The organism is Umezawaea beigongshangensis, from assembly GCF_016464305.1.
In the GTDB taxonomy this organism is placed as follows: Bacteria; Actinomycetota; Actinomycetes; order Mycobacteriales; family Pseudonocardiaceae; genus Umezawaea_A; species Umezawaea_A beigongshangensis.
The window spans coordinates 62,456-83,900 of the sequence record NZ_JAEIOJ010000017.1; the positions used below are offsets into that span (position 1 = coordinate 62,456).

The 21,445-nt window shown below is 74.2% G+C and carries 23 protein-coding genes; 2 read left to right on the plus strand and 21 right to left on the minus strand.

The window, feature by feature from the left end:
- The first annotated feature begins 89 nt into the window (after positions 1–89).
- Entirely contained in the window at positions 90–1,523 is a 1,434-nt protein-coding gene (locus IMZ35_RS27945; RefSeq protein ID WP_307868919.1) for a helix-turn-helix domain-containing protein, read from the plus strand.
- Entirely contained in the window at positions 1,523–2,008 is a 486-nt protein-coding gene (locus IMZ35_RS27950; RefSeq protein WP_199444192.1) for a hypothetical protein, read from the plus strand. Before IMZ35_RS27945 ends, IMZ35_RS27950 begins: the two co-directional genes overlap by 1 nt.
- 22 nt (positions 2,009–2,030) lie before the next feature.
- Here the strand turns inward: IMZ35_RS27950 and IMZ35_RS27955 are convergent, their stop codons facing one another.
- The 21 genes from IMZ35_RS27955 to IMZ35_RS28055 all read right to left on the minus strand — a co-directional run.
- Entirely contained in the window at positions 2,031–2,513 is a 483-nt protein-coding gene (locus IMZ35_RS27955; RefSeq protein ID WP_199444193.1) for a PH domain-containing protein, read from the minus strand.
- Positions 2,510–3,004, minus strand: coding sequence for a 6,7-dimethyl-8-ribityllumazine synthase (gene ribH / locus IMZ35_RS27960; protein WP_199444194.1), 495 nt, complete (start codon positions 3,002–3,004; stop codon positions 2,510–2,512). Before ribH ends, IMZ35_RS27955 begins: the two co-directional genes overlap by 4 nt.
- Entirely contained in the window at positions 3,001–4,329 is a 1,329-nt protein-coding gene (locus IMZ35_RS27965; RefSeq protein ID WP_199444195.1) for a bifunctional 3,4-dihydroxy-2-butanone-4-phosphate synthase/GTP cyclohydrolase II, read from the minus strand. Before IMZ35_RS27965 ends, ribH begins: the two co-directional genes overlap by 4 nt.
- Positions 4,326–4,955: a riboflavin synthase gene (locus IMZ35_RS27970; RefSeq protein ID WP_199444196.1), complete on the minus strand. Its 630-nt coding sequence runs from the start codon at positions 4,953–4,955 to the stop codon at positions 4,326–4,328. Before IMZ35_RS27970 ends, IMZ35_RS27965 begins: the two co-directional genes overlap by 4 nt.
- Positions 4,956–4,966: 11 nt before the next feature.
- Positions 4,967–5,989: a bifunctional diaminohydroxyphosphoribosylaminopyrimidine deaminase/5-amino-6-(5-phosphoribosylamino)uracil reductase RibD gene (gene ribD / locus IMZ35_RS27975; RefSeq protein WP_199444197.1), complete on the minus strand. Its 1,023-nt coding sequence runs from the start codon at positions 5,987–5,989 to the stop codon at positions 4,967–4,969.
- On the minus strand, positions 5,986–6,648 hold the full coding sequence (gene rpe, locus IMZ35_RS27980; protein ID WP_199444218.1) for a ribulose-phosphate 3-epimerase: 663 nt from the start codon (positions 6,646–6,648) through the stop codon (positions 5,986–5,988). The genes ribD and rpe overlap by 4 nt, the downstream gene beginning before the upstream one ends.
- Positions 6,649–6,746: 98 nt before the next feature.
- Positions 6,747–7,508 carry an SDR family NAD(P)-dependent oxidoreductase gene (locus IMZ35_RS27985; protein WP_199444198.1) on the minus strand — a complete coding sequence of 254 codons (762 nt, stop codon included), beginning with the start codon at positions 7,506–7,508 and terminating at the stop codon, positions 6,747–6,749.
- 66 nt (positions 7,509–7,574) lie between these two features.
- Complete coding sequence (locus IMZ35_RS27990; RefSeq protein ID WP_199444199.1) at positions 7,575–8,153, minus strand: TetR/AcrR family transcriptional regulator; 579 nt, start codon at positions 8,151–8,153, stop codon at positions 7,575–7,577.
- A 19-nt stretch (positions 8,154–8,172) separates the two neighbouring features.
- Positions 8,173–8,676 (minus strand): flavoprotein, encoded by a 504-nt coding sequence (locus IMZ35_RS27995; RefSeq protein ID WP_199444200.1) that lies wholly within the window; start codon positions 8,674–8,676, stop codon positions 8,173–8,175.
- Complete coding sequence (locus tag IMZ35_RS28000; protein WP_199444201.1) at positions 8,673–10,109, minus strand: RsmB/NOP family class I SAM-dependent RNA methyltransferase; 1,437 nt, start codon at positions 10,107–10,109, stop codon at positions 8,673–8,675. The genes IMZ35_RS27995 and IMZ35_RS28000 overlap by 4 nt, the downstream gene beginning before the upstream one ends.
- Positions 10,106–11,035, minus strand: a complete 930-nt coding sequence (locus IMZ35_RS28005; RefSeq protein WP_199444202.1) for a methionyl-tRNA formyltransferase — start codon at positions 11,033–11,035, stop codon at positions 10,106–10,108. Before IMZ35_RS28005 ends, IMZ35_RS28000 begins: the two co-directional genes overlap by 4 nt.
- A 1-nt stretch (position 11,036) precedes the next feature.
- Positions 11,037–11,585 carry a peptide deformylase gene (def, locus tag IMZ35_RS28010; protein WP_199444203.1) on the minus strand — a complete coding sequence of 183 codons (549 nt, stop codon included), beginning with the start codon at positions 11,583–11,585 and terminating at the stop codon, positions 11,037–11,039.
- Positions 11,586–11,634: 49 nt separating this feature from the next.
- Positions 11,635–13,410, minus strand: coding sequence for a gamma-glutamyltransferase (gene ggt, locus IMZ35_RS28015; protein WP_199444204.1), 1,776 nt, complete (start codon positions 13,408–13,410; stop codon positions 11,635–11,637).
- Positions 13,411–13,463: 53 nt separating this feature from the next.
- Positions 13,464–15,470, minus strand: coding sequence for a primosomal protein N' (locus tag IMZ35_RS28020; RefSeq protein ID WP_199444205.1), 2,007 nt, complete (start codon positions 15,468–15,470; stop codon positions 13,464–13,466).
- A gap of 91 nt (positions 15,471–15,561) precedes the next feature.
- Positions 15,562–16,764 carry a methionine adenosyltransferase gene (gene metK / locus IMZ35_RS28025; RefSeq protein ID WP_199444206.1) on the minus strand — a complete coding sequence of 401 codons (1,203 nt, stop codon included), beginning with the start codon at positions 16,762–16,764 and terminating at the stop codon, positions 15,562–15,564.
- Positions 16,765–16,842: 78 nt separating this feature from the next.
- Positions 16,843–18,078, minus strand: a complete 1,236-nt coding sequence (gene coaBC / locus IMZ35_RS28030; RefSeq protein WP_199444207.1) for a bifunctional phosphopantothenoylcysteine decarboxylase/phosphopantothenate--cysteine ligase CoaBC — start codon at positions 18,076–18,078, stop codon at positions 16,843–16,845.
- On the minus strand, positions 18,075–18,353 hold the full coding sequence (gene rpoZ, locus IMZ35_RS28035) for a DNA-directed RNA polymerase subunit omega (protein ID WP_106197044.1): 279 nt from the start codon (positions 18,351–18,353) through the stop codon (positions 18,075–18,077). The genes coaBC and rpoZ overlap by 4 nt, the downstream gene beginning before the upstream one ends.
- A 91-nt stretch (positions 18,354–18,444) precedes the next feature.
- Entirely contained in the window at positions 18,445–19,047 is a 603-nt protein-coding gene (gene gmk, locus IMZ35_RS28040; RefSeq protein ID WP_199444208.1) for a guanylate kinase, read from the minus strand.
- Positions 19,044–19,361, minus strand: coding sequence for an integration host factor, actinobacterial type (gene mihF / locus IMZ35_RS28045; RefSeq protein WP_199444209.1), 318 nt, complete (start codon positions 19,359–19,361; stop codon positions 19,044–19,046). The genes gmk and mihF overlap by 4 nt, the downstream gene beginning before the upstream one ends.
- 432 nt (positions 19,362–19,793) lie before the next feature.
- Entirely contained in the window at positions 19,794–20,615 is an 822-nt protein-coding gene (gene pyrF, locus IMZ35_RS28050) for an orotidine-5'-phosphate decarboxylase (protein ID WP_199444210.1), read from the minus strand.
- Positions 20,612–21,445, minus strand: an 834-nt coding sequence (locus tag IMZ35_RS28055; RefSeq protein WP_498063214.1) for an ATP-binding protein, incomplete at its 5' end; no start/stop codon positions are given. The genes pyrF and IMZ35_RS28055, both read right to left, overlap by 4 nt.

Below are 21,445 nucleotides of genomic sequence, written 5' to 3' on the forward strand. Positions count from 1 at the left end.
CCAAGCGCGCGTGCCCGTGCGGAGCGCTGATCGCGGCGGACAACACCGATCGGCTCTGCCACCGGTGCAGGCGCAACGCGAGAGCGGACGTGTTCGGTCCGCCCGAGGTCCCGGACGAGTTCTGGGAGCACCCCGTGATGGCCGGCGCGCTCGCCGACCGGGACATGGGAGCGGTCCTCGCCGCCTACCGCCACCACCCGCTCCACGTCAGCAGGGTCACCCAGGACCGGATGGCGTCGTGGCTGGGGATCAGTCAGGCGCAGCTGTCGCGGTACGAGACCGGGGAGAACCCGATCGACCGCATGGACAAGCTGCGCCACTTCGCGCAGGTGCTCGGCATTCCCGGCGAGCGGCTGTGGTTCGACCGAGCGGGAACCCAGAGCCAGGCGGGCCCGGAGAACGGGGCACCGCCCGACGTGTTCGGCGCACCGTGGGACGCGTCGAGCATTGCACGTTCGGTCGAAGAGACGGCGAGGAGCGACTTGGCGATCAGCAGACGGGCGGCGCTCTCCGGAGCGGCCGCGGTGGCGGTGGGACCGGCCCTGGTCGAACCACTGCAGAGGTGGCTCCATCCGTTGCAGAGCGCGGTGCGGTGGTCCTCCAGCTCGGCGATCAGCGAGGAGGAGCTGGCAGCGTTGCAGGCCGTCGCGGACGGGTTGCGCGGATGGAGCGGTCGGGGCGGCTACGGACTGGCCCGCAAGGCGGTGCTCGGACAGCTGGACGAGCTCGCGGAGCGGTTGCAGCGCGCCCCCGGCGGACCGACGACGGAGCGGGCGTTCTTCATCGGCGCCGAGCTGTCGAAGGTCGCGGCGAGCATGTCGTTCGACGCCGGGCTGCACGACGCGGCCCAGCGCTACTACGTGCTCGCGATCAGGATGGCGAAGGCGGGGCGCAACGACCCGTTCGCGGCGCTGTGCCTGGCCGCGATGGCGAGGCAGATGTTCGACCTGGGCAGGCCGGAGGACGGGCTGGACCTGGTGCAACTCGGTCAGTACGGCACGAGGCGCACCGCCAGCCCCACCCTGCGGGCGCTGCTGCTGACCAGGGAGGCGTGGGCCTACGCGAAGATGGGTCAGGTCAGGGACTTCCAGAACGCGGTGGGCATGGCGCAGGACAGCTTCGCCCAGCGCGACGCCGAGTCCGAACCGCACTGGCTGCGCAGCTTCGACGAGGCCGAGCTGGAGGGCGTCGTCGGAGCACGGGTCCGCGATCTCGCGGTCCACGACCCGAGCGTGGCGCCGATGGCCGAGAAGCACATCCGCAGGGCGCTGGAGCTGCGCTCGCCGGAGCGGGTGCGCAACCGGACCTTCGACGTCATCGGCCTGGCCAGGACGAAGATGGTGGCTGGTGACCCCGAGGAGGCGTGCGGTTTGATCGACGACGTGCTGCCGACGGCGGCGAAGCTCTCGTCCGGGCGGGTGCTGCGCAAGCTCCAGGACTTCGCGAAGGAGTCGGAGCAGCACCGCCGGGTGCCGGCCGTGCGGGACGCCAGGGACGCGATCCGCGGCCTCCGGACGGCCTGATGCGGGTGGGGATCACCGGGCACGCCAACCTGGTGGCGGAGTGCCGTGACGACGTGCGCTCCGCCCTGGGTGGCGTGCTCGCCGCCGAACTGGCCGAGCGGGGCGGGTCGCTGGTGGGCGTGACCTGCCTCGCACCGGGGGCCGACCAGCTCTTCGCCGAGGCCGTCCTCGACCTGGGCGGCGCGGTCGAGGTCGTGCTGCCCGCCGGGGACTACCGCACGAAGCTGGCCCCCGACGACGTGCTCCGCTACGACGACCTGCTGCGGCGGGCCTCCGTGGTGAGCGTGCTGCCGTTCGAGATGTCGGGGCGGCGGGCCTACGCGGCCGCGAGCGAACGCGTGCTGGCCTCGGTGGAACTGCTGCTGGCCGTGTGGGACGGCCGGCCGCCGGACGGCCGGGGAGGCACGGCCGACGTCGTCGACCACGCGCGCGCGACCGGGGTGGAGGTCCGCGTGGTGTGGCCGGAGACCGCTCGCCGCGCCTGACCCCGGCGGGCGAGCAGCCCGGTCAGGGCTGCTGGGGCGCCGTGCCGTCCTGCTCCTCCTGCGCGGCGCGGTGCAGCGCCCGCAGCGCGCGCACGGCGGTCACGGCGTGCTCGCGGTCCACCGCCTGCACCGCCATCAGCGAGACGTACTCGTCCTCCGGCAGCTCCAGCCGGGCCCACGACGCCCCGTCGGGGAAGCTGACGTGCAGCACGTCGGCCCAGTCGAAGTGGTGCGAGGTGACGACGTTGCGCACGTCGACGCCGTGCTCGTCCGCGGTCACCCTGGGCCGGGCCAGGAGCAGCACGCCGCCCGCGAGCAGGAAGCCGAGGACCACCATGGCGACCTGGTCGGACGGCCGGAAGATCACGCCGGTGGGCGTGTCCCCGAGCAGGAGGCCGACCACGGTGAACACCGCGACCAGGCCGAGCGCGCACAGCCACGCGACAAGCCGGATCTTCTTGGGCCGCACGTCGACCCGCTGCTGCTGAGCCACTGTCGCGCTCACTCGTCTCCCCGCTCGGTCTGCCGGCGCAGGCCGCGCAGCACCAGTGCGGTGTCCAGCGCCGCCGCGCACGCCTCGAATCCCTTGTCCTCGGCCGAGCCGGGCAGCCCCGACCGGTCGAGCGCCTGCTGTTCGGTGTCGCACGTGAGCACACCGTTGCCCACGGGCGTCGCCTCGTCCAGCGACACCCTGGTGAGCCCGTCGGTCACCGCGTCGCACACGTACTCGAAGTGCGGGGTGCCGCCGCGGATCACCACGCCGAGCGCCACGACGGCGTCGTGGTCCCTCGCCAGCTGCTGCGCGACGACGGGCAGTTCGATCGCCCCGGCGACGCGCACCACCGTCGGGTGGGGAATCCCCGCCGCCGTCGCCGCCACCAGCGCGCGCTCCACCAGCGTGTCGGTGATCGTGCGGTGCCAGCGTGTCGCGACGACCGCGAGACGCAGTCCGGTGGCATCGGGAACGTCCGCCCCTGGTCGACCTCGGCCGCTCATGCCCTCTCCTCGGTGATCCGCGGGACGCCGACGGGGACGACGTCCCACCCGTCGTCCTCCGCCGTGGACGCGTCGACCACGGCGCCGCCCTGGCCCAGCGCCTCGTACTGTTCGAGCTGGTTCAGCTCGTGCCCCATCCGGTCGCGCTTGGTGCGCAGGTAGTGCAGGTTCTCCGGGTTGGGCGAGATCGGCAGCGGCACGCGGTCGATCACCCGCAGCCCGTAGCCCTCCAGGCCCACCCGCTTGGCGGGGTTGTTCGTCAGCAGCCGCATCGACCGGACGCCCAGGTCGCACAGGATCTGCGCGCCGGTGCCGTAGTCGCGGGCGTCGGCGGGCACCCCCAGCGCGAGGTTCGCGTCCACGGTGTCCGCGCCCGCGTCCTGGAGCTGGTAGGCCTGCAACTTGTGCATCAGGCCGATGCCGCGTCCCTCGTGCCCGCGCATGTAGAGCACGACACCGCGGCCCTGCGCGGCGACGGCCGCCAGCGCGGCGTCGAGCTGCGGGCCGCAGTCGCAGCGCAGCGAGCCGAAGATGTCGCCGGTGAGGCACTCGGAGTGCACCCGGACCAGCACGTCCTCGCCGTCGGCGAGGTCGCCGCAGACCATGGCGACGTGCTCGATGCCGTCGAGCACGCTGTCGTAGCCGATCGCGCGGAACGTGCCGTGAGCGGTGGGGATGCGGGCCTCGGCGGCCCTGACCACCTGGGTCTCGACGCGCTTGCGGTAGGCGATGAGGTCGGCGATGGTGATCAGGACGAGGTCGTGCTCCTGAGCGAAGACCTCCAGCTCGTCGCGCCGGGCCATGTCGCCCTCGTCCTTCTGGCTGACGATCTCGCACAGCACCCCGGCCGGGGCCAGACCCGCGAGGCGGGCCAGGTCGACGGCCGCCTCGGTGTGCCCGGCGCGGCGCAGCACGCCGCCCTCCTTGGCGCGCAGCGGCACGACGTGGCCGGGGCGGTTGAAGTCGCGGGGAGTGGACGCCGGGTCGGCGAGCAGCCGGATCGTGCGGGCGCGGTCGGCGGCGGAGATGCCGGTGCTGATGCCCTCGCGCGCGTCCACGGTCACCGTGTAGGCGGTGCCGCGCGCGTCCTGGTTCGTGTGGAACATCGGCGGCAGGTCCAGCCGGTCGCAGTCCCCCTCGGTGAGCGACACGCACACGTAGCCCGAGGTGTAGCGGACCATGAACGCCAGCAGTTCCGGGGTGGCCCGCTCGGCGGCGAAGATCAGATCGCCCTCGTTCTCGCGGTCCTCGTCGTCGACCACGACGACGGCCCGCCCCTCGGCGACGGCGGCGACGGCCCGATCGATCTGCTCGAAGTCGCTCATCGGCTCTCCTCGCCCCTCTCTCCCGCTGGCCGCGCCAGGTGCGGGGTGACCAGGCGCTCCACGTACTTCGCGAGCACGTCCACCTCCAGGTTGACGAGGTCGCCCGGCTTGCGCAGTCCGAGGGTGGTGAGGTCGAGCGTCGTCGGGACGAGGCTCACGGTGAACTCGTCCGGCCCGGCCGACACGACCGTCAGCGACACGCCGTCGACCGTGATCGACCCCTTCTCCACGACGTAGCGCGCCAGCGCGGGGGGCAGCGCGACCTGCACGACCTCCCAGTGCTCGGCCCTCTCCCGGCTCAGGACCGTGCCGGTGCCGTCGACGTGGCCCTGCACGATGTGCCCGCCCAGGCGCTGGCCGACGGCGGCGGCGCGCTCCAGGTTGACCCGGTCGCCCTCCGCGACCTTCGCCAGGCTGCTGCGCACCAGCGTCTCGCGCATGACGTCGGCGGTGAACACGCCGCCGGCGACGTCGACCACCGTCAAGCAGACGCCGTTGACGGCGATCGAGTCGCCGTGCTTCGCGTCGCTCGTGACGAGCGGCCCCGCGACGGCGATCCGCGCCGCGTCGGACAGGTCGGTGACCCCGACCACCCGTCCCAGTTCTTCGACGATCCCCGTGAACACCGAAATCCTCCTCACGCGCTTCTGGGCGTCGGCACCGCGGAGATCCGCACGTCCGATCCGCACATCGTGGCCTCTTCCACCGTCAACCTCACAGCGCCGGTGACGGTCGCCACGCCCGCGTCGCCCAGCGCCGCGGGCCCGGCGCCCAGCAGGGCCGGTGCGACGTAGGCGAGCACCCGGTCGACCCGGCCCGCGCGCACGAACGCGCCCGCGAGCGTCGGACCGCCCTCCAGCAGCACGTCGACGACGCCGCGACCGGCGAGTTCGGTGAGCACCTCGTCGGGGTCGTGCGTGCGCAGGCGCACGGTCTCGGCCTCGTCGTCGAACACCGCGGCCGTCGTCGGCAGGTCTCGCAACCCCACGACGACCCGCAACGGCTGGCGGGGCAGGAGTGTTCCCGTCGAGTCCCGCGCGGTGAGCCTCGGATCGTCGGCGACGACGGTCCCGGTGCCGGCGACGATCGCGTCCACGGTGGTCCGCAGGTCGTGCACCTGCGCCCGCGACGGCGGCGAGGAGATCCACCGGCTGGTGCCGTCGGCCGCCGCTGACCTGCCGTCCAGGGACGCGGCGTACTTCCAGGTCACGTGCGGTCGGCCGGTGGCGGCGAAGTGCAGCCACGCGCGCAGCGGCCCGCGGCGCACCTGGTCGGCCAGCACGCCGGAGACCACCTCGACGCCCGCGGCGCGCAGCACGTCCCCGCCCCCGGCGGCGACCGGGTTCGGGTCGGAGACCGCGTGCACGACGCGGACGACCCCGGCGGCGAGCAGCGCGCCGGTGCAGGGCGGCGTGCGCCCGCTGTGGGCGCAGGGTTCGAGCGTGACGACGGCGGTCCCGCCGCGCGCCCGTTCGCCGGCCTCGCGCAGGGCGACGACCTCGGCGTGCGGGCCGCCCGGCGGCTGCGTCGCGCCGACGCCCGCCACCCGCCCCCGCGCGTCGAGCACGACGCAGCCGACCGGCGGGTTGGGGCTGGTGGTGCCGGCGACGAGGGCACTGGCCTCGACGGCCCGCACCATCGCCGCCTCGAAGGGGGTCATCGCAGGTGGGTGGTGTGCGCGGACGCGAGCGCGCGCAGGGCCTCCACGGCGCGACCGGGGTCCTCGGCGTCGTAGACCGCCGAGCCCGCCACGAAGCAGTCCACGCCCGCCTCCGCGGCTTGCTCGATCGTGTCGGCGTTGATGCCGCCGTCGATCTCCAGGATCAGCTTCAGGTGACCGGTGTCGACCAGGCGGCGTGCCGCGCGGACCTTGTCCAGCACCTCGACCATGAACCTCTGCCCGCCGAAGCCGGGCTCGACCGACATCACCAGCAGCGTGTCGTAGTGCTTGAGGACCTCGACGTGCGGCTCCAGCGGTGTGCCCGGCTTGATCGACAGCCCGGCCAGCGCGCCCGCCGCGCGGAGGTCCTTCGCGATGGCGACGGGGTCCTCCGCGGCCTCGGCGTGCACCGTCACGTTGTGGGCCCCGGCCTCGGCGTAGCCCACGGCCCAGCGGTCGGGGTCGTCGATCATGAGGTGGCAGTCCAGCGGGATGTCGGTCGCCGCGCGCAGCGAGGTCACGACGGGCAGCCCGAGCGTCAGGTTCGGCACGAAGTGCGCGTCCATGACGTCGACGTGCAGCCAGTCGGAGCCGGCCACGGCGGCGGCCTCGTCGGCGAGCCTCGCGAAGTCGGCGGACAGGATGCTGGGGGCGATCATCGGCTGGTGGACCACAGCGGAGAAGTCTAGGTTCCGCCGACCGCGCGCACCGCCCCTCCCCTGGTCACCCGGACGGAGGTCGTGGAGTACGTCGCGGGTCAGGCGGTGGCACCGCCGTCGAGCACGAGGTCGTGGCCGACGGTGAACGAGGAGCTGTCCGACGCGAGCCACAGCACGGCGTCCGCCACCTCTTCGGTGGTCCCGATCCTGCCCAGCGGCACGTGGAGGGCCAGGCGCTCGTCGCGCTCGGCGTCGGTCTCGCCCGGCGCGCGCGACATCGAGGTGCCGGTGGCGCCGGGGCTGACGGAGTTGATCCGGACGCCGTCGCCGATGTGGTCGCGCGCCGCCGCACGGGTCAGGACGCTGACCGCCGCCTTGGAGGAGGCGTAGGCGGCCAGGCCGGGGCGCCGGCCGTGGAACCCGATGTTGGAGGCGACGTTGACGACGACGCCACCGCCGTGCTCGCGCATGTGGGCGATCTCGTACTTCATCGACAGCCAGGTGCCGGTGAGGTTGGTGCCGATCACCGACGCCCACACCTCCTCGTCGAGGTCGGCGACCGGACCCGGTCTGCCCAGGACGCCCGCGTTGTTGACCGCGACGTGCAGACCGCCGTACCGGCTCACCGCCGCGTCGACCGCGGCCGACACCTCGGCGGCGACGGACACGTCGGCGACCACGAAGCTCCCCGTCCCACCACCGGCCTCGATCTGCTCGACGGTCGCGGCGAGGCCGTCCTCACCGCGACCGGCCACGACCACCGCCGCGCCCGCACGGGCGAAGGCCAGTGCGACGGCCCGCCCGATGCCGGAACCGCCACCGGTGACCAGGACGACCTTGCCGGCGAACTCCGCGTTCATGACACTCCTCTTTGTGGTCCGATCGTTCTCATACGATGACAACAGAAGACTCCGCCCGGACGACGTCTAGTCGAGCAGCCGGAGCGCCTGCCGCGCGGCGTCCAGGAGACGGTCGGGCTCCGACGGCCCCTTGCCCAGCACGCGCAGCCCCTGCAGGACCGCGAGGAGCGTCCTGGCCAGCGCGCGCGGATCGCGGTCGGCCGGCAGCTCGCCCTGGGCCCTCGCGCGGGTCAGCGCGAGGGTCAGCGCGACCTCCAGCGTGTCCCAGCTCCGCCCGACCCGCTTGGCCACGGACTCGTCGCCGGGCAGCTCCACCGCCGCGTTGACGACCAGGCAGCCCCGGACGTCCTGGTCGGCGATGACGTCTCGGGTGTGGCGCAGCACCAGGTCGCGCACCGCGTCCAGCGGGGAACCCGGACGGGACAGCTCGTCCACGACCCGCGCGTCGGTGGTGCGCACGTAGTGGTCCAGCGCCCGGACGTACAGGTCGTGCTTGGCGCCGAAGGTCGCGTAGAGGCTCGCCTTGGCGATGCCCAGGTGCTGGACCAGGTCGCTGACCGACGTCGCCTCGTACCCCTGGCGCCAGAACAGGTCCACGGCCGCTCTCAGCGCCGTGTCGACGTCGAACTCCTTGGTCCGGGACACGGGGTGGACAGTAGAGATTTCAGAACGAACGGTCAAGATGGTCGAGCACGGCCTCCGGGCCGGACGCCTCCACGAGGTGCACGCCGGCGGAGCGCAGGGTCGCCAGGTGCCCGGCCCAGGCCGGGTGACGCCGCTGCGCCTCCCCGGCCCGGGGCTGCACGACCACCGGCACGTCCGGCATCCCCAGCGCCTCGCAGACGACCGTCAGCGCCTGGTTGTCCGCGAGCCCGAGGGCGAGCTTGGCCACGGAGTTGGCCGTGGCGGGCGCGAACACGAACACGTCCGGCACCGGGTGCGGCTTGGGCTCCGAGGGCAGCCTGGACGTCCAGCGCACCGGCAGGTCGGTGCACGCCCGCAGCGCGTCCAGCTCACCGGCGGCCTCCAGCCAGCGCGCCGCCGCGGGCGTCAGGGTGATCGCGAGCCGCCACCCGCGGGCGGCGGCGGGCTCGGCGAGCCCGCCGCGAAACCACCGCTCGACGCCGCCCGCGCCGGACGCGACCAGCCCGAGGACTCCCCCGCTCACACCGGGCGGCGCAGCAGCGCGCAGAACATCGCGTCGGTGCCGTGCAGGTGCGGCCACAGCTGCACGTGCGGTCCGTCACCGAGGTCCGGCACGCCGGGGAACAGCCCCCTGGTGTCCAGGCGCTCGGCACCGGTGCGCCGCGCCACGTCGCCGACGACGCCGATCGTCTCCGACAGGTGCGGCGAGCACACGACGTAGGCCACGACGCCGCCCGGACGCACCAGGCTCAGCGCCGAGGTGAGCAGCTCGCGCTGCAGGCGGGTCAGTCCGGCCACGTCCGACGGCTGCCGCCGCCAGCGCGCCTCCGGCCTGCGGCGCAGCGCGCCCAGACCGGTGCACGGCGCGTCGACCAGCACCCGGTCGAAGCCACCACCGGGGAGACCGGAGTCCCGGCCGTCGGCGACGTGCACCGTGACCGGCAGGCCCTTCGTGGCGTTGCGGACCAGGTCGGCGCGGTGCGGTGTCTTCTCCACGGCGTCGAGCGCGCCGCCCTCGATGGCGACGAGCGCGCCGAGCAGCGCGGCCTTGCCGCCGGGGCCGGCGCACAGGTCGAGCCAGCGCTCGTCGCTGCCCTCCAGCGGCGCGTTCGCCAGCGCCAGCGCGCACAGCTGGCTGCCCTCGTCCTGCACGGCGGCCAGCCGTTCCCGCAGCGGCTCCAGGTCGCCGGGGTCGCCGGTGCCCGCCTCCAGGTGCACCCCGTACGGCGAGTACGGGGCGACGTCGCCGCCGGTCATCGCGGCCAGCTCCTCGGCCGACACCTCACCGGGCCTGGCCACGAGGTGCACGGCCGGCCGCGCGTCGTCGGCGGTCAGCGCCCGGCGCAGCGGCTCGTCCCTGCTGCCCAGCGCCTCGGCGAACGCCTGCGCGATCCAGCGCGGGTGCGAGGTCGCCAGCGCGGAGTAGCCGATCGGGTCCACGTCGGGGTCCGGCGCGAGCTCGTCGACCCACGCCTGCTCGTCCTGCTCGGTCACCCGGCGCAGCACGGCGTTGACGAAACCGGCGGCCCCCGACCCGCGCTCGGCGCGGATCAGGTCCACCGTGGACGCGACGGCGGCGTGCGCGGGAATCCTGGTGCGCAGCAGCTGGTAAGCGCCCAGCCGGAGCGCGTCGAGCACCACGCCCTCCACGTCGGACAGCGGCCGGTCGGAGCAGGCGCCGAGCACGGCGTCGAGCAGGCCGACCGCGCGCGAGGTGCCGTAGCCCAGCTCGGTGGCCAGGGCGGCGTCCCGGCCGGTGATGCGGCGTTCCCGCAGCAGCTTCGGCAGCACGAGGTTCGCGTAGGAGTCGCGCTCCCTGACCGCGCGCAGCACGTCCAGGGCCGCGCGGCGGGCCGGGTCGTCGGCGGGAGGACGTTCCGGGCCGGTGCGGCGGCGCGGCGGGTGGGGCCTGCTCGGCCGCGAGGGCCGGGACGGGCGGGACGGCTGTCCGGTCACGAGATCTTCTCCCCAGCTCCGATGCGCGCGCCGCGAGCCCAGTCGACGGCGGCCATCCTCTTCTTGCCCTGTGCCTGCACCTCGCCGAGCGCCACCGGGACGGTGGCCGTGCCCACGAGGACCTGCTTGCGCCCCACCAGCACCTCGCCCGGTGGCAGGCGCTCCGCGTCCGGCGCCGGGACGACCGGCCCGAGCTTGAGCCGCTCGTCCCGGAACACCGCCCACGCGCCGGGCTCCGGCGTCGCGGAGCGCACCAGGCGGTCCACGACGTGGGCCGGCGCGGCGAAGTCGGCGCGGGTGTCCTCCACCGCGACCTTCGGCGCGTAGCTCACCCCGTCGCCCGGCTGCTCGACGGCGCGCAGGGTGCCGTCCTCGATGCCGTCGATCGTCGACTCCAGCAACCGCGCCCCGGAGATCGACAGCCGTTCCAGCAGCTCGCCGGACGTGTCGCGGTCGCGGACCTGCTCGGTCACGACGCCGAACACCGGACCGGCGTCGAGCGCCTTCACGATGCGGAACGTGGACGCGCCGGTGATGTCGTCGCCGTTGCGGACGGCGGCCTGCACGGGTGCCGCGCCGCGCCAGGCGGGCAGCAGCGAGAAGTGCAGGTTCACCCAGCCGTGGACCGGGATCGCGAGCGCCGACTCGGGCAGCAGCGCGCCGTAGGCGACGACCGGGCACGCGTCGGGCGCGATCTCGGTCAGGCGTGCCAGGAACTCGGGGTCGCCCGCCTTCGCGGGGGTGAGCACCTCGATGCCGAGCGAGTCGGCGAGCGCGCCCACCGGGGAGCGCTCGACCCGGCGACCGCGTCCCGCGGGGGCGTCGGGACGGGTGACGACGGCCGCGACCTCGTGCCGCGGGGAGTCGAGCAGGGCGCGCAGCGAGGGCAGCGCCACCTCTGGCGTGCCCGCGAAGACCAGTCGCATGTCAGTTCGCCTCGCCGAACAGCGGGTGGGGGCTCTGCTTGAGGACGGGGACCGCGCCGTCGAACCAGTCGGCCTCGCGGATCTCCCGCATGGCCCGCTTGCGGGTCTCCACGTCCAGCCGGTCGACGAACACCACGCCGTCGAGGTGGTCGGTCTCGTGCTGGACGCAGCGCGCCAGCAGGTCGCTGCCCTCGACCTCGACCGGCTCGCCGTGCATGTTCCAGCCCTTGGCGACCACGTGCAGGTGGCGGCGGCAGTCCCAGCGCAGGCCCGGAATCGACAGGCAGCCCTCCGGGCCGTCCTGGTACTCGTCGCCGACGACCTCGAAGGTCGGGTTGACGAGGTGACCCGCGAAGCCGTCGCAGTGGTAGGTGAACACCCGCAGGCCCACCCCCAGCTGCGGGGCCGCGATGCCCGCGCCACCGGCCTCCTGCATGGTGTCCCACAGGTCGCGGACCAGGTGGCGCAGTTCGGCGTCGAAGTCGGTGACCTCCGCGGCTCGCGTGCGCAGCACCGGGTCGCCGAACAGCCGGATGGGTTGGACCGTCACTCGCTCTCCTAGCACTGGGAAGACCTCCAGTCTAGGACCCCGCGAACGGTCAACTCGTGGGGTGGACCACCCTGGCGGCTCCGCCGCCGCGGCGGGTGGGTTCGGCCACCGCGGTCCAGCGGCCGTCCCGCTGGCGGTGCACGCCCGTCGCGGCGCCGAGTTCGGCGGTCGAGGTGAAGGTGTGGCCCAGGGATCGGAGGGCCTCGGCCTGCGGAGCGGTCAGGAAGGCCGCCTCGGCCTGGGTGTTCGCGGCGTTGCGCTGGGAGGCGCGCGGCGCGGCCACGGCCTCGGCCAGCGACAGGTCGCGGTCCAGCACACCGGTGAGCACCTGGAGCACGGTGGTGATGATGCTGGCCCCGCCCGGTGAGCCGACGGCGAGCACGGCCGCACCGCGGTCCAGCACGATCGTCGGCGCCATCGAGGAGCGCGGACGCTTGCCGGGGCCGGGCAGGTTCGGGTCCGGCACGCCCGGCGTCACGGGCGTGAACGAGAAGTCCGTCAGCTCGTTGTTGAGCAGGAAGCCCCGGCCCGGCACGACGATGCCGCTGCCGCCCTCCTGCTCGATGGTCAGCGTGTAGGCGACGACGTTGCCCCAGCGGTCCGCCGTCGTCAGGTGCGTCGTGTGCTCCCCCTCGTACGGCGTGGGCGCGGCGGCCCCGCCCGCGGCGCACGGCGCGGGACGGCGCGGGTCGCCCGGCGCGACCACGCCCGGCAGCGCGCGCTCCGCGGAGATCAGGCACGCGCGGCTGTCGGCGAAGCGCTGCGACAGCAGCTCGCGCACGGGCACGTCGGCGAACGCGGGATCGCCGACCCACCGGTTGCGGTCCGCGAACGACAACCGGCTCGCCTCCAGGAACCGGTGCAGGTACTGCGTCTGGTCCAGCCGCGCCACGTCGGCGGACTCCAGGACGTTCAGCGCCTCCCCCACGGTCGTGCCGCCCGACGACGGCGGCGCCACCCCGTACACGTCCAGGCCGCGGTAGCTCGTGCGGCTCGGCTCGCGCTCGGGCGCCGTGTAGGCGGCGAGGTCCGCGGTGGTCAGGTCCCCCGGCCGCACCACCCGCGTGGCCGCCGGGTCCACCGGCGGCGTCCGCACGGTCCGCACGACGTCGCGCCCGACGTCCCCGCGGTACAGCGCGTTCACGCCCCGGCGCCCCAGCTCGCGGTAGGTGTCGGCGAGGTCGGGGTTGCGGAAGCGGCTGCCGGGGACGGGCGGCCTCCCGTCCGGCAGGAACAGCGCGCGGCTGGCGGGGAAGTCGGCGAAGCGGGCGGCGTTGCCGGTCACCTGCTGGGCGAACGTCGCGTCCACGGTGACACCGCGCCGGGCGAGCTGCTCGGCCGGGGCGATCGCCTGTCGCAGCGACAGGGTGCCCCACCGGTCCAGCGCGCGCTGCCACGTCATCGGCGTGCCCGGCACGCCCACCGACAGCCCGCTGGTGACCACCTGGTCGAACGGGATCGTGGCGCCGTTCTCCACGAACAGCGTCTCCGTGGCCGACGCCGGAGCGGTCTCCCGTCCGTCCAGAGTGGACACGCGACCGGTGCGCGCGTCGTGGTGCACGAGGAATCCGCCGCCGCCGATCCCCGCCGAGAACGGGTCGGTCACGCCCAGCGCGGCGGCCGTCGCGACCGCCGCGTCGACGGCGTTGCCACCGCGGCGCAGCACGTCGACGCCGATCTGCGAGGCGTCCGGGTCGACGCTGGAGACCGCGCCTCCCCAGCCGGTGACCTCGGGGACGCGCGGAGGCGGGGCGGTGGCGGACGCCGCCGTCGGCGTCGCCAGCACGGAGGCGATCACGAGCGCGCTCACAGAGATCCGCAGCATCCACTCCTTCTACACCGCGCACCCGCTCCCGCGCCTCCGGCAGACGTGTGGCGTCAGAGCACTTCGAGGGGGTCGAGCTTCACCCGGACCGGATCGGGGTCCTTGCGAGCGCTGCGCACGCCCTGGGCCTCGGCGAGCCGCGCGGCCAGCTCGCGCCCCCCGGCGCGGTGGACCCGCACCAGCGCGCGCTCCCGCTCGCCCTCGCCGTCCGGGTCGCCCAGCGGGACCGGGCCGAGGATCTCGCCGCCCGGCGGCAGCCGCAGCTCGTCCAGCAGCGCGGCGACCGCCTCGGGCGTGCCGTCGACGGTGGCCATCCGCACCGCGGGCGGGAAGCCCAGTTCGGTGCGGGCGGCCAGTTCCTGCCGCGCGTGCCACACCGGGTCCCAGCGCACCAGCGCCTGCACGGGCGCGAGCGACGAGTCGGCGACGACCACCACCCGCCCGTTCGCGGGCCGCACCAGGGCGGCGGCGGCCATCCAGCAGCGCAGCGCCTCCTCGGCCGCGCGCAGGTCGGCGCGGCTGAGCAGCGCCCACCCGTCGAGCAGCAGCACGGCGCCGTACCCGCCCTCGGCTGGCGGTTCGGCGCCGGGCGTGGACACCACGAGCGCCGGCCTGCCCGGCACCGAGGCCAGCACCTCGTCACCGCCGGAGGTGCGCACCGGCACGCCGGGGAAGGCGCGGCCCAGCTCCTCCGCCGTGCGGCGAGCGCCGACCACGACCGCGCGCAGCTTGCGCGAGCCGCAGGCGGGGCAGCGGAACGCCGCCTCGGTGGCACCGCACCACCGGCAGTGCGGGGGACGCGGCACGCCGTCGTCCGCGCCGCCGGGCAGCGCCAGCGGCCCGGCGCAGCGGCGGCACCGGGCGTGCTGGCGGCACTGCCCGCAGGCGAGCACCGGCACGTACCCGCGGCGGGGCACCTGGATCAGCACGGGGGCGTCCTCGGCGAGCGACGCGCGGACGGCCTCGAACGCGATCGACGGCAGCCGGGCCGACCGCGCGGCGGGGTCGCGCGCCTCCTGCCAGTCGCCGTCGCCGATGGACACGACCCGCGGCGCCGTGGCGCGCAGCACCTCGCGCCCGGCGACGACGTCGTGCGCCCAGCCGCTGTCCACGAGCAGCTGCGCCTCCGCGGTGCGGGTGAACCCGCCGACGAGCAGCGCGGCGCCGGACAGGTGGGCGCGCTGCACCAGCACGTCCCGCACGTTCGGGTAGGGCGAGCGGGGTTCGGTGTGCGAGCTGTCGCCGTCGTCCCAGACGACGAGCAGACCGGGGTCGCGCACCGGCGCGAACGACGCCGCCCTGGTGCCGACGACCACCCGCGCCACGCCGCGCAGCACCGACAGCCAGCGCTCGTAGCGCTCGGCCGGACCGAGCCCCGCGGACAGCGCGACGACGCCGTCCCCCCCGAGCAGCGCCGCGCAGGCGTCGCGCACCCTGGTGACGTCGCGGTGGTCCGGGACGACGATCAGCACACCGCGCCCGGTGGAGGCGACCACGGCGGAGACCTCGGCGAGCCGGGCCGGCCAGTCCTCGGCGGGCAGCGCCTGCCACACCGCGTGAGCGGGACGCTCGGCCTTCACCGCGTCGAGGAAGGCGGTGCCGCGCGCGTAGCGGGACCACCCGGTCTCCGCCGGGGCGTCGGGCAGCGGCGCCGGTTCGGGCGAGGGCCGCGCCTCGGCGCGCGCGTGCCGGGGCGGGATCATCAGCCGCAGCACGTCGGTGAGCATCCCGGCGTAGCGGTCGGCGACGACGCGCGCCAGCTCGTGCAGCTCGGGCGGCAGGACACGCTCGGAGGACACGACCTTCTCCACGAAGGCCAGCTCCTTGCCGTAGTCGGTGCTCTCCGCCCGTTCCAGCAGGAGCCCGTCGACGAGCTTGCCGCGGAAGCGCACCCTGACCCGGCAGCCCGGCACGGCGGCGGTGTCCAGCTCGCTCGGCACGTGGTAGTCGAAGGGCCGGTCCAGGTGCGGCGGCAGCGCGACGTCGACCGCGATCCGCGCGACGGGCAGCGTCTGCGCCGGGGTGCGTTCCCCGCGCCTCGTGGTGGAGCCGCTCGTCATGTCCGCTGGTCTACCAGAGCGCACCGACACCCGTGCCGCTGCGGGGAAGGCGCGGGGCGCGCTCCCCCGGCAGCGGCACGGGTGATCGGGATCAGGCTCCGGCGACCGACCTCAGCGCGTCGGCGCGGTCGGTGCGCTCCCACGGCAGGTCGAGGTCCGTGCGGCCGAAGTGGCCGTAGGCCGCCGTCGGCGCGTAGATCGGGCGCAGCAGGTCCAGGTCGCGGATGATCGCGGCCGGACGCAGGTCGAACACCTCGGTGATCGCGGCCTGGATCTTCGACGGGTCCACCGTCTCGGTGCCGAAGGTCTCCACGAACAGGCCCACCGGCGCGGCCTTGCCGATCGCGTACGCCACCTGGACCTCGATGCGCGAGGCCAGCCCGGCCGCGACGGCGTTCTTGGCCACCCAGCGCATCGCGTAGGCCGCCGAGCGGTCCACCTTCGACGGGTCCTTGCCGGAGAACGCGCCACCGCCGTGCCGCGCCATGCCGCCGTAGGTGTCCACGATGATCTTGCGGCCGGTCAGGCCCGCGTCGCCCATCGGACCGCCGATGACGAACCGGCCGGTCGGGTTCACCAGCAGGCGCACGTCGGCCACGTCCAGGCCGAGATCGGCGATCTCCGGTCCGACGACCTGCTCGCGCACGTCCACGCCGAGCATCTTCTCCAGGTCGATGCCCTCGGCGTGCTGCGTGGACACCACGACCGTGTCCAGGCGCACCGGCTGGTCACCGGCGTACTCGATGGTGACCTGCGTCTTGCCGTCCGGGCGCAGGTACGGCAGCGAACCGTCCTTGCGCACAGCCGTGAGCCGCCGCGACAGGCGGTGCGCCAGCGCGATCGGCAGCGGCATCAGCTCCGGCGTGTCGGTGCAGGCGTAGCCGAACATCAGGCCCTGGTCGCCCGCGCCCTGGCGGTCGATCTCGTCGGCCGCGGTGTCGGTGCGCTCCTCGTAGGCGGTGTCCACGCCCTGCGCGATGTCGGGCGACTGCGATCCGATCGCCACGTTCACGCCGCAGGAGTGACCGTCGAACCCCTTGGCCGACGAGTCGTAGCCGATGCCCAGGATCACGTCGCGCACGATCTGCGGGATGTCCGCGTACGCCTCGGTGGTGACCTCGCCGGCGACGTGCACCTGACCGGTGGTCACCAGGGTCTCCACCGCGACCCGCGAGCGCGAGTCCTTGCTCAGCAGGGCGTCCAGGATGGAGTCGCTGATCGCGTCGCAGATCTTGTCGGGGTGTCCCTCGGTCACCGACTCGCTGGTGAACAGCCTGCTGTTCTGCTGGCTCACGGTGCTCCCTCGGAACGGTGGCGTTACGGCAACGAGGACGAGCTTACTGAGGATGTGCGGTCACTTCCCACGAACTGCTCACAATTTGCCGATGGCGTCCCACACAGCGGTCGCGAGTTGCGCCTTGCTGCCGTGGGGCACCGCGACCTCCCCGCCGTCGGCCGACAGCAGCCACCCCGCGTTGTCCTCGACCTCGAAGGCCCGTCCGTCGCCGACGGCGTTGACCACCAGCAGGTCGCAGCCCTTGCGCTTCAGCTTGGCCCTGCCGTGCTCCAGCACGCCGGTCTCCGCGTCACCGGTCTCCGCGGCGAAGCCGACGATCAGCTGGCCGTCGCGCCGCCGCGCCACCAGCTCGGCGAGCACGTCGGGATTGCGGGTGAGCGCCACCGGGTCCGGGTCGCGGTCACCCTTCTTGATCTTGTGTTCGGCCGTGGCCACCGGCCGGAAGTCGGCCACCGCGGCGGACATCACCACGACGCGGGCGTGCTCTGCGGCGGCGTGCACGGCGTCGCGCAGCTCCAGGGCCGTGCCGACGCGCACCAGGTCCACCCCGGCCGGGGTGGGCAGGTCGGCGGTGTGGGCGGCGACGAGCGTGACGTGAGCGCCGCGCTGCGCGGCGACCCCGGCCAGCGCCCAGCCCTGACGGCCGGAGGAGCGGTTGCCCAGGAAGCGCACGGGGTCCAGCGGCTCGCGGGTGCCCCCCGCGGAGATCACGACCGGCACGCCCTCCAGGTCGCGCGGCAGCGCGGCGCGGTCCGCCAGCAGCAGCCGGGCCAGGCCGACGATCTCCGACGGTTCGGGCAGCCGCCCTTTGCCGGTGTCCGCGCCGGTGAGCCTGCCGCTCGCGGGCTCGGCCACGACGACGCCGCGCCGGCGCAGCAGCGCCACGTTGTCCCGGGTGGCGGGGTGCTCCCACATCTCGGTGTGCATCGCCGGGACGAGCAGCACCGGGCAGCGCGCGGTCAGCAGCGTGTTGGTGAGCAGGTCGTCGGCGAGGCCGTGGGCGGCCTTCGCGATGAGGTTCGCGGTGGCGGGCGCGACGACGACCAGGTCGGCGCTCTGCCCCAGCCGCACGTGCGGCACCTCGGGCACGTCGGAGAACACGTCGGTGTGCACCGGCTGACCGGACAGCGCCTCGAACGTGGCTGCGCCGACGAACTTCAGCGCACCGTCCGTGGGGACCACGCGCACCTCGTGCCCGGACTCGGTCAGCCTCCGCAGCACCTCGCACGCCTTGTACGCCGCGATGCCCCCGCCGACTCCGAGGACGACTCGGGGTCGGGCGGGGGCACCGGTGTCGTGCTGCTGGGTCACTCGCCCTCGGTGTGCTCGAGGAGACCGGCGTGGATCTCGCGGAGCGCGATCGACAGCGGCTTCTCGCGGGGACCCGGCTCGACGAGCGGGCCGACGTACTCCAGCAGGCCCTCACCGAGCTGCGCGTAGTAGTCGTTGATCTGACGGGCGCGCTTGGCCGCGTAGATCACCAGGGCGTACTTGGACGATACCTGCTCCAGCAGGTCGTCGATCGGCGGGTTGGTGATGCCCTCCGGAGAGCCGGTCAGCTGGCCCAGCTCGGTGTGGGTGGTCACTCGGCAACGCTCCTGCGGTAGGTGTGTCTGGCGGGGTCGTTCCGTGCCGCTCGGCGACGTGGGGCGCGACCGCGTCCGCGGAGGAACGCGCTCACCGGCCGCCGGGCACCGGACCGACCACCAAGGTTAGCAAGTCGGCGGCGGCACTGCGCACGTCGGCGTTCACGACGACCTCGTCGAACTCCTCCTCGGCCGCCAGTTCCTCCCTGGCGATCTCCAGCCGGGCGGCCACGACGGCGGGGTCCTCGGTCCCCCGCCCGGTGAGCCGGCCGACCAGGTCCTCCCACGACGGCGGCGCCAGCATGACGAGCTGGGCCTCCGGCATGGCGAGCCTGACCTGCCTGGCTCCCTGCAACTCGATCTCCAGCAGGGCCGGGCGGCCCGCGGCGAGCGCGGCCTCGACGGGAGCGGCCGGGGTGCCGTAGCGGTTGCCCGCGAACTCCGCGTGCTCCAGCAGCGCGCCGTCCTCGACCATCCGCTGGAACGTTCGCCGGTCGACGAAGTGGTAGTGCACGCCGTCGACCTCGCCGGGCCGCGGCTCCCTGGTGGTCACCGAGACGCTGAAGTACACGTCGGGCTGCTGGGCGCGCAGCTCGGCCAGCACGCTGGACTTGCCGACCCCGGACGGGCCGGACAGAACGGTGAGACGGGGCCGGGCGCGAACGCCCGACCCCGCCGTGGTGCCACTGCTCACTCGCTGCTGAACTCGGTCAGCAGGGCCTTGCGCTGCCGGTCGCCCAGCCCGCGCAGCCGACGGCTCGGAGCGATCTCAAGACGCTCCATGATCTGCTGCGCACGAACCTTGCCGACGCCCGGAAGGGCCTCGAGCAGCGCGGACACCTTCATCTTGCCCAGGACCTCGTCGCTCTCGGCGGCCTTCAGCACGTCCGTCAGGGTCGTGCCGCCACGCTTGAGGCGCTCCTTGAGCTCAGCCCGAGCGCGACGAGCGGCAGCAGCCTTCTCCAGCGCTGCGGCCCGCTGCTCCTCGGTAAGCTGGGGAAGGGCCACGATTTCCTCCGTGGTGTGGGGTTTCTTCTGGATCGGTGCCGCGACCGTACCGACCGCGATTGCCTGGGTACAACGTGGGTCCGAGAAGTCCGCGGGACAGGAAATCCTCTCCTGACCTCGGGTTCGTCCCCACCCAGTCGAGTGGATGTTCCAGCGGCCGGTGGTGCGTGGCGGGTGGTAGTAGTACCAACCGCCGCCGAGGACCTGATCACCGCCACCGGTGACGCGGCGACCACACTGCGTGTGGTATGCCGCCGGTGACGCTCTCGCCCCTCGGTGACCGGGACCGTACCAGTCGTCGTTTGCCCTGGTGAGCAAGACCACACGCACATCACGTCGGCGGCACCGGTCGCGGAGCTCGGGAGAGCTCCGCGACCGGTGCCGCCGGGTCGAACTTCCGCCGCGCGTCCCCGTGCGGAACGGGGACGCGGGTCAGACCACCGCCAACTCGTCCCGCACGCGCAGCGCGGCGTCCCGCACGGCCGCGGCGTCCGGTCCGTGCCGCAGCACGTCGCGCGACGACGCGGGCAGGACGTGCCGCGCGCTGGCGCCGAAGACGGACCGCAGTTCGGCCGCTCCCGCTCCCTGCGCGCCGAACCCCGGTGCCAGGACGGGTCCGTTGAGCTCGGTGAGGTCCAGTCCCGTCTCCCCCACCGTCGCGCCCACGACGAGCCCGACACCGCCCAGCGGGACGGCGCCCCGGTTGGCCCCCGCAGCGCCGTCCACGATCGACTGGGCCACGCTGCGGCCCTGCGGGGTCACCGCGCGCTGCACGGCGGGCCCCTCGGGGTTGGAGGTGAGGGCGAGCACGAACACGCCGCGCCCGCTCGCCTCCGCCGCGTCCAGCGCGGGCCGCAGCGACTCGAAGCCGAGGTACGGCGACAGGGTCACCGCGTCGGCCGCGAGGGGCGACCCCTCGGTGAGGTACGCGGCGGCGTAGGCGGCCATCGTGGAGCCGATGTCGCCGCGCTTGACGTCGAGCAGCACGAGCGTGCCGGTCCCGCGCAGCTCGGCGATCACCCGCTCCAGCACGGCGACGCCGCCCGAGCCGTACGCCTCGAAGAACGCCGACTGGGGCTTCACCAGCGCCACCTGACCGGCCAGCGCCTCCACGCAGGTCAGCGCGAAGGTCTCCAGTCCCGAGGTGTTCCGGGGCAGACCCCAGGCGTCGAGCAGGCCGGGGTGCGGGTCGATGCCCACGCACAGCGGACCGAGGTCCGCCGTGGCGGCGGTCAGCCGCTGCCCGAAGCTCACCTGTCCCCACCCCGCAGCGCCGCCTGGAGCGCCTGCAGCGGCGTGACCCCGAGGTCTCCGCGGATCAGGGCCTCGATGCCGTGCACGGCGGCGGCGGCACCCTGGATGGTCGTCACGCACGGGATGTCGCGCGCCACGGCGGCCGTGCGGATCTCGTAGCCGTCGATCCTGGGGCCGCTGTTGCCGTACGGCGTGTTGATGATCATGTCGACACCACCGGCCAGGATGGTGTCCACGATCGTGCCCTCGCCCTCGAAGTGCTTGCGCACGACCGTGCAGGGCACGCCGTTGCGGCGCAGCACCTCGGCGGTGCCGGACGTGGCGAGCACCTCGAAGCCCAGGTCGGCGAGCCGCTTGATCGGGAAGATCATGGCGCGCTTGTCCCGGTTGGCGACCGACACGAACACCTTGCCCGAGGTGGGCAGGGAGCCGTAGGACGCCGTCTGCGACTTGGCGAAGGCCGTGCCGAACGAGGAGTCGATGCCCATCACCTCACCGGTGGACTTCATCTCGGGGCTGAGCAGGGAGTCGACGCCCTTGCCCTCCTTGGTGCGGAAGCGGTGGAAGGGCAGCACGGCCTCCTTCACCGCGACCGGGGCGTGCTCGGGCAGCTCCGCGCCGTCGCCGGTGGCGGGCAGCAGGCCCTCGGCGCGCAGCTCGGCGATGCTCGCGCCGAGCATGACCCGCGCCGCCGCCTTCGCCAGGGACACCGCGGTCGCCTTCGACACGAACGGCACGGTGCGCGAGGCGCGCGGGTTGGCCTCCAGGACGTAGAGCACGTCGTCCTTGAGCGCGTACTGCACGTTGAGCAGCCCGCGCACGCCGATGCC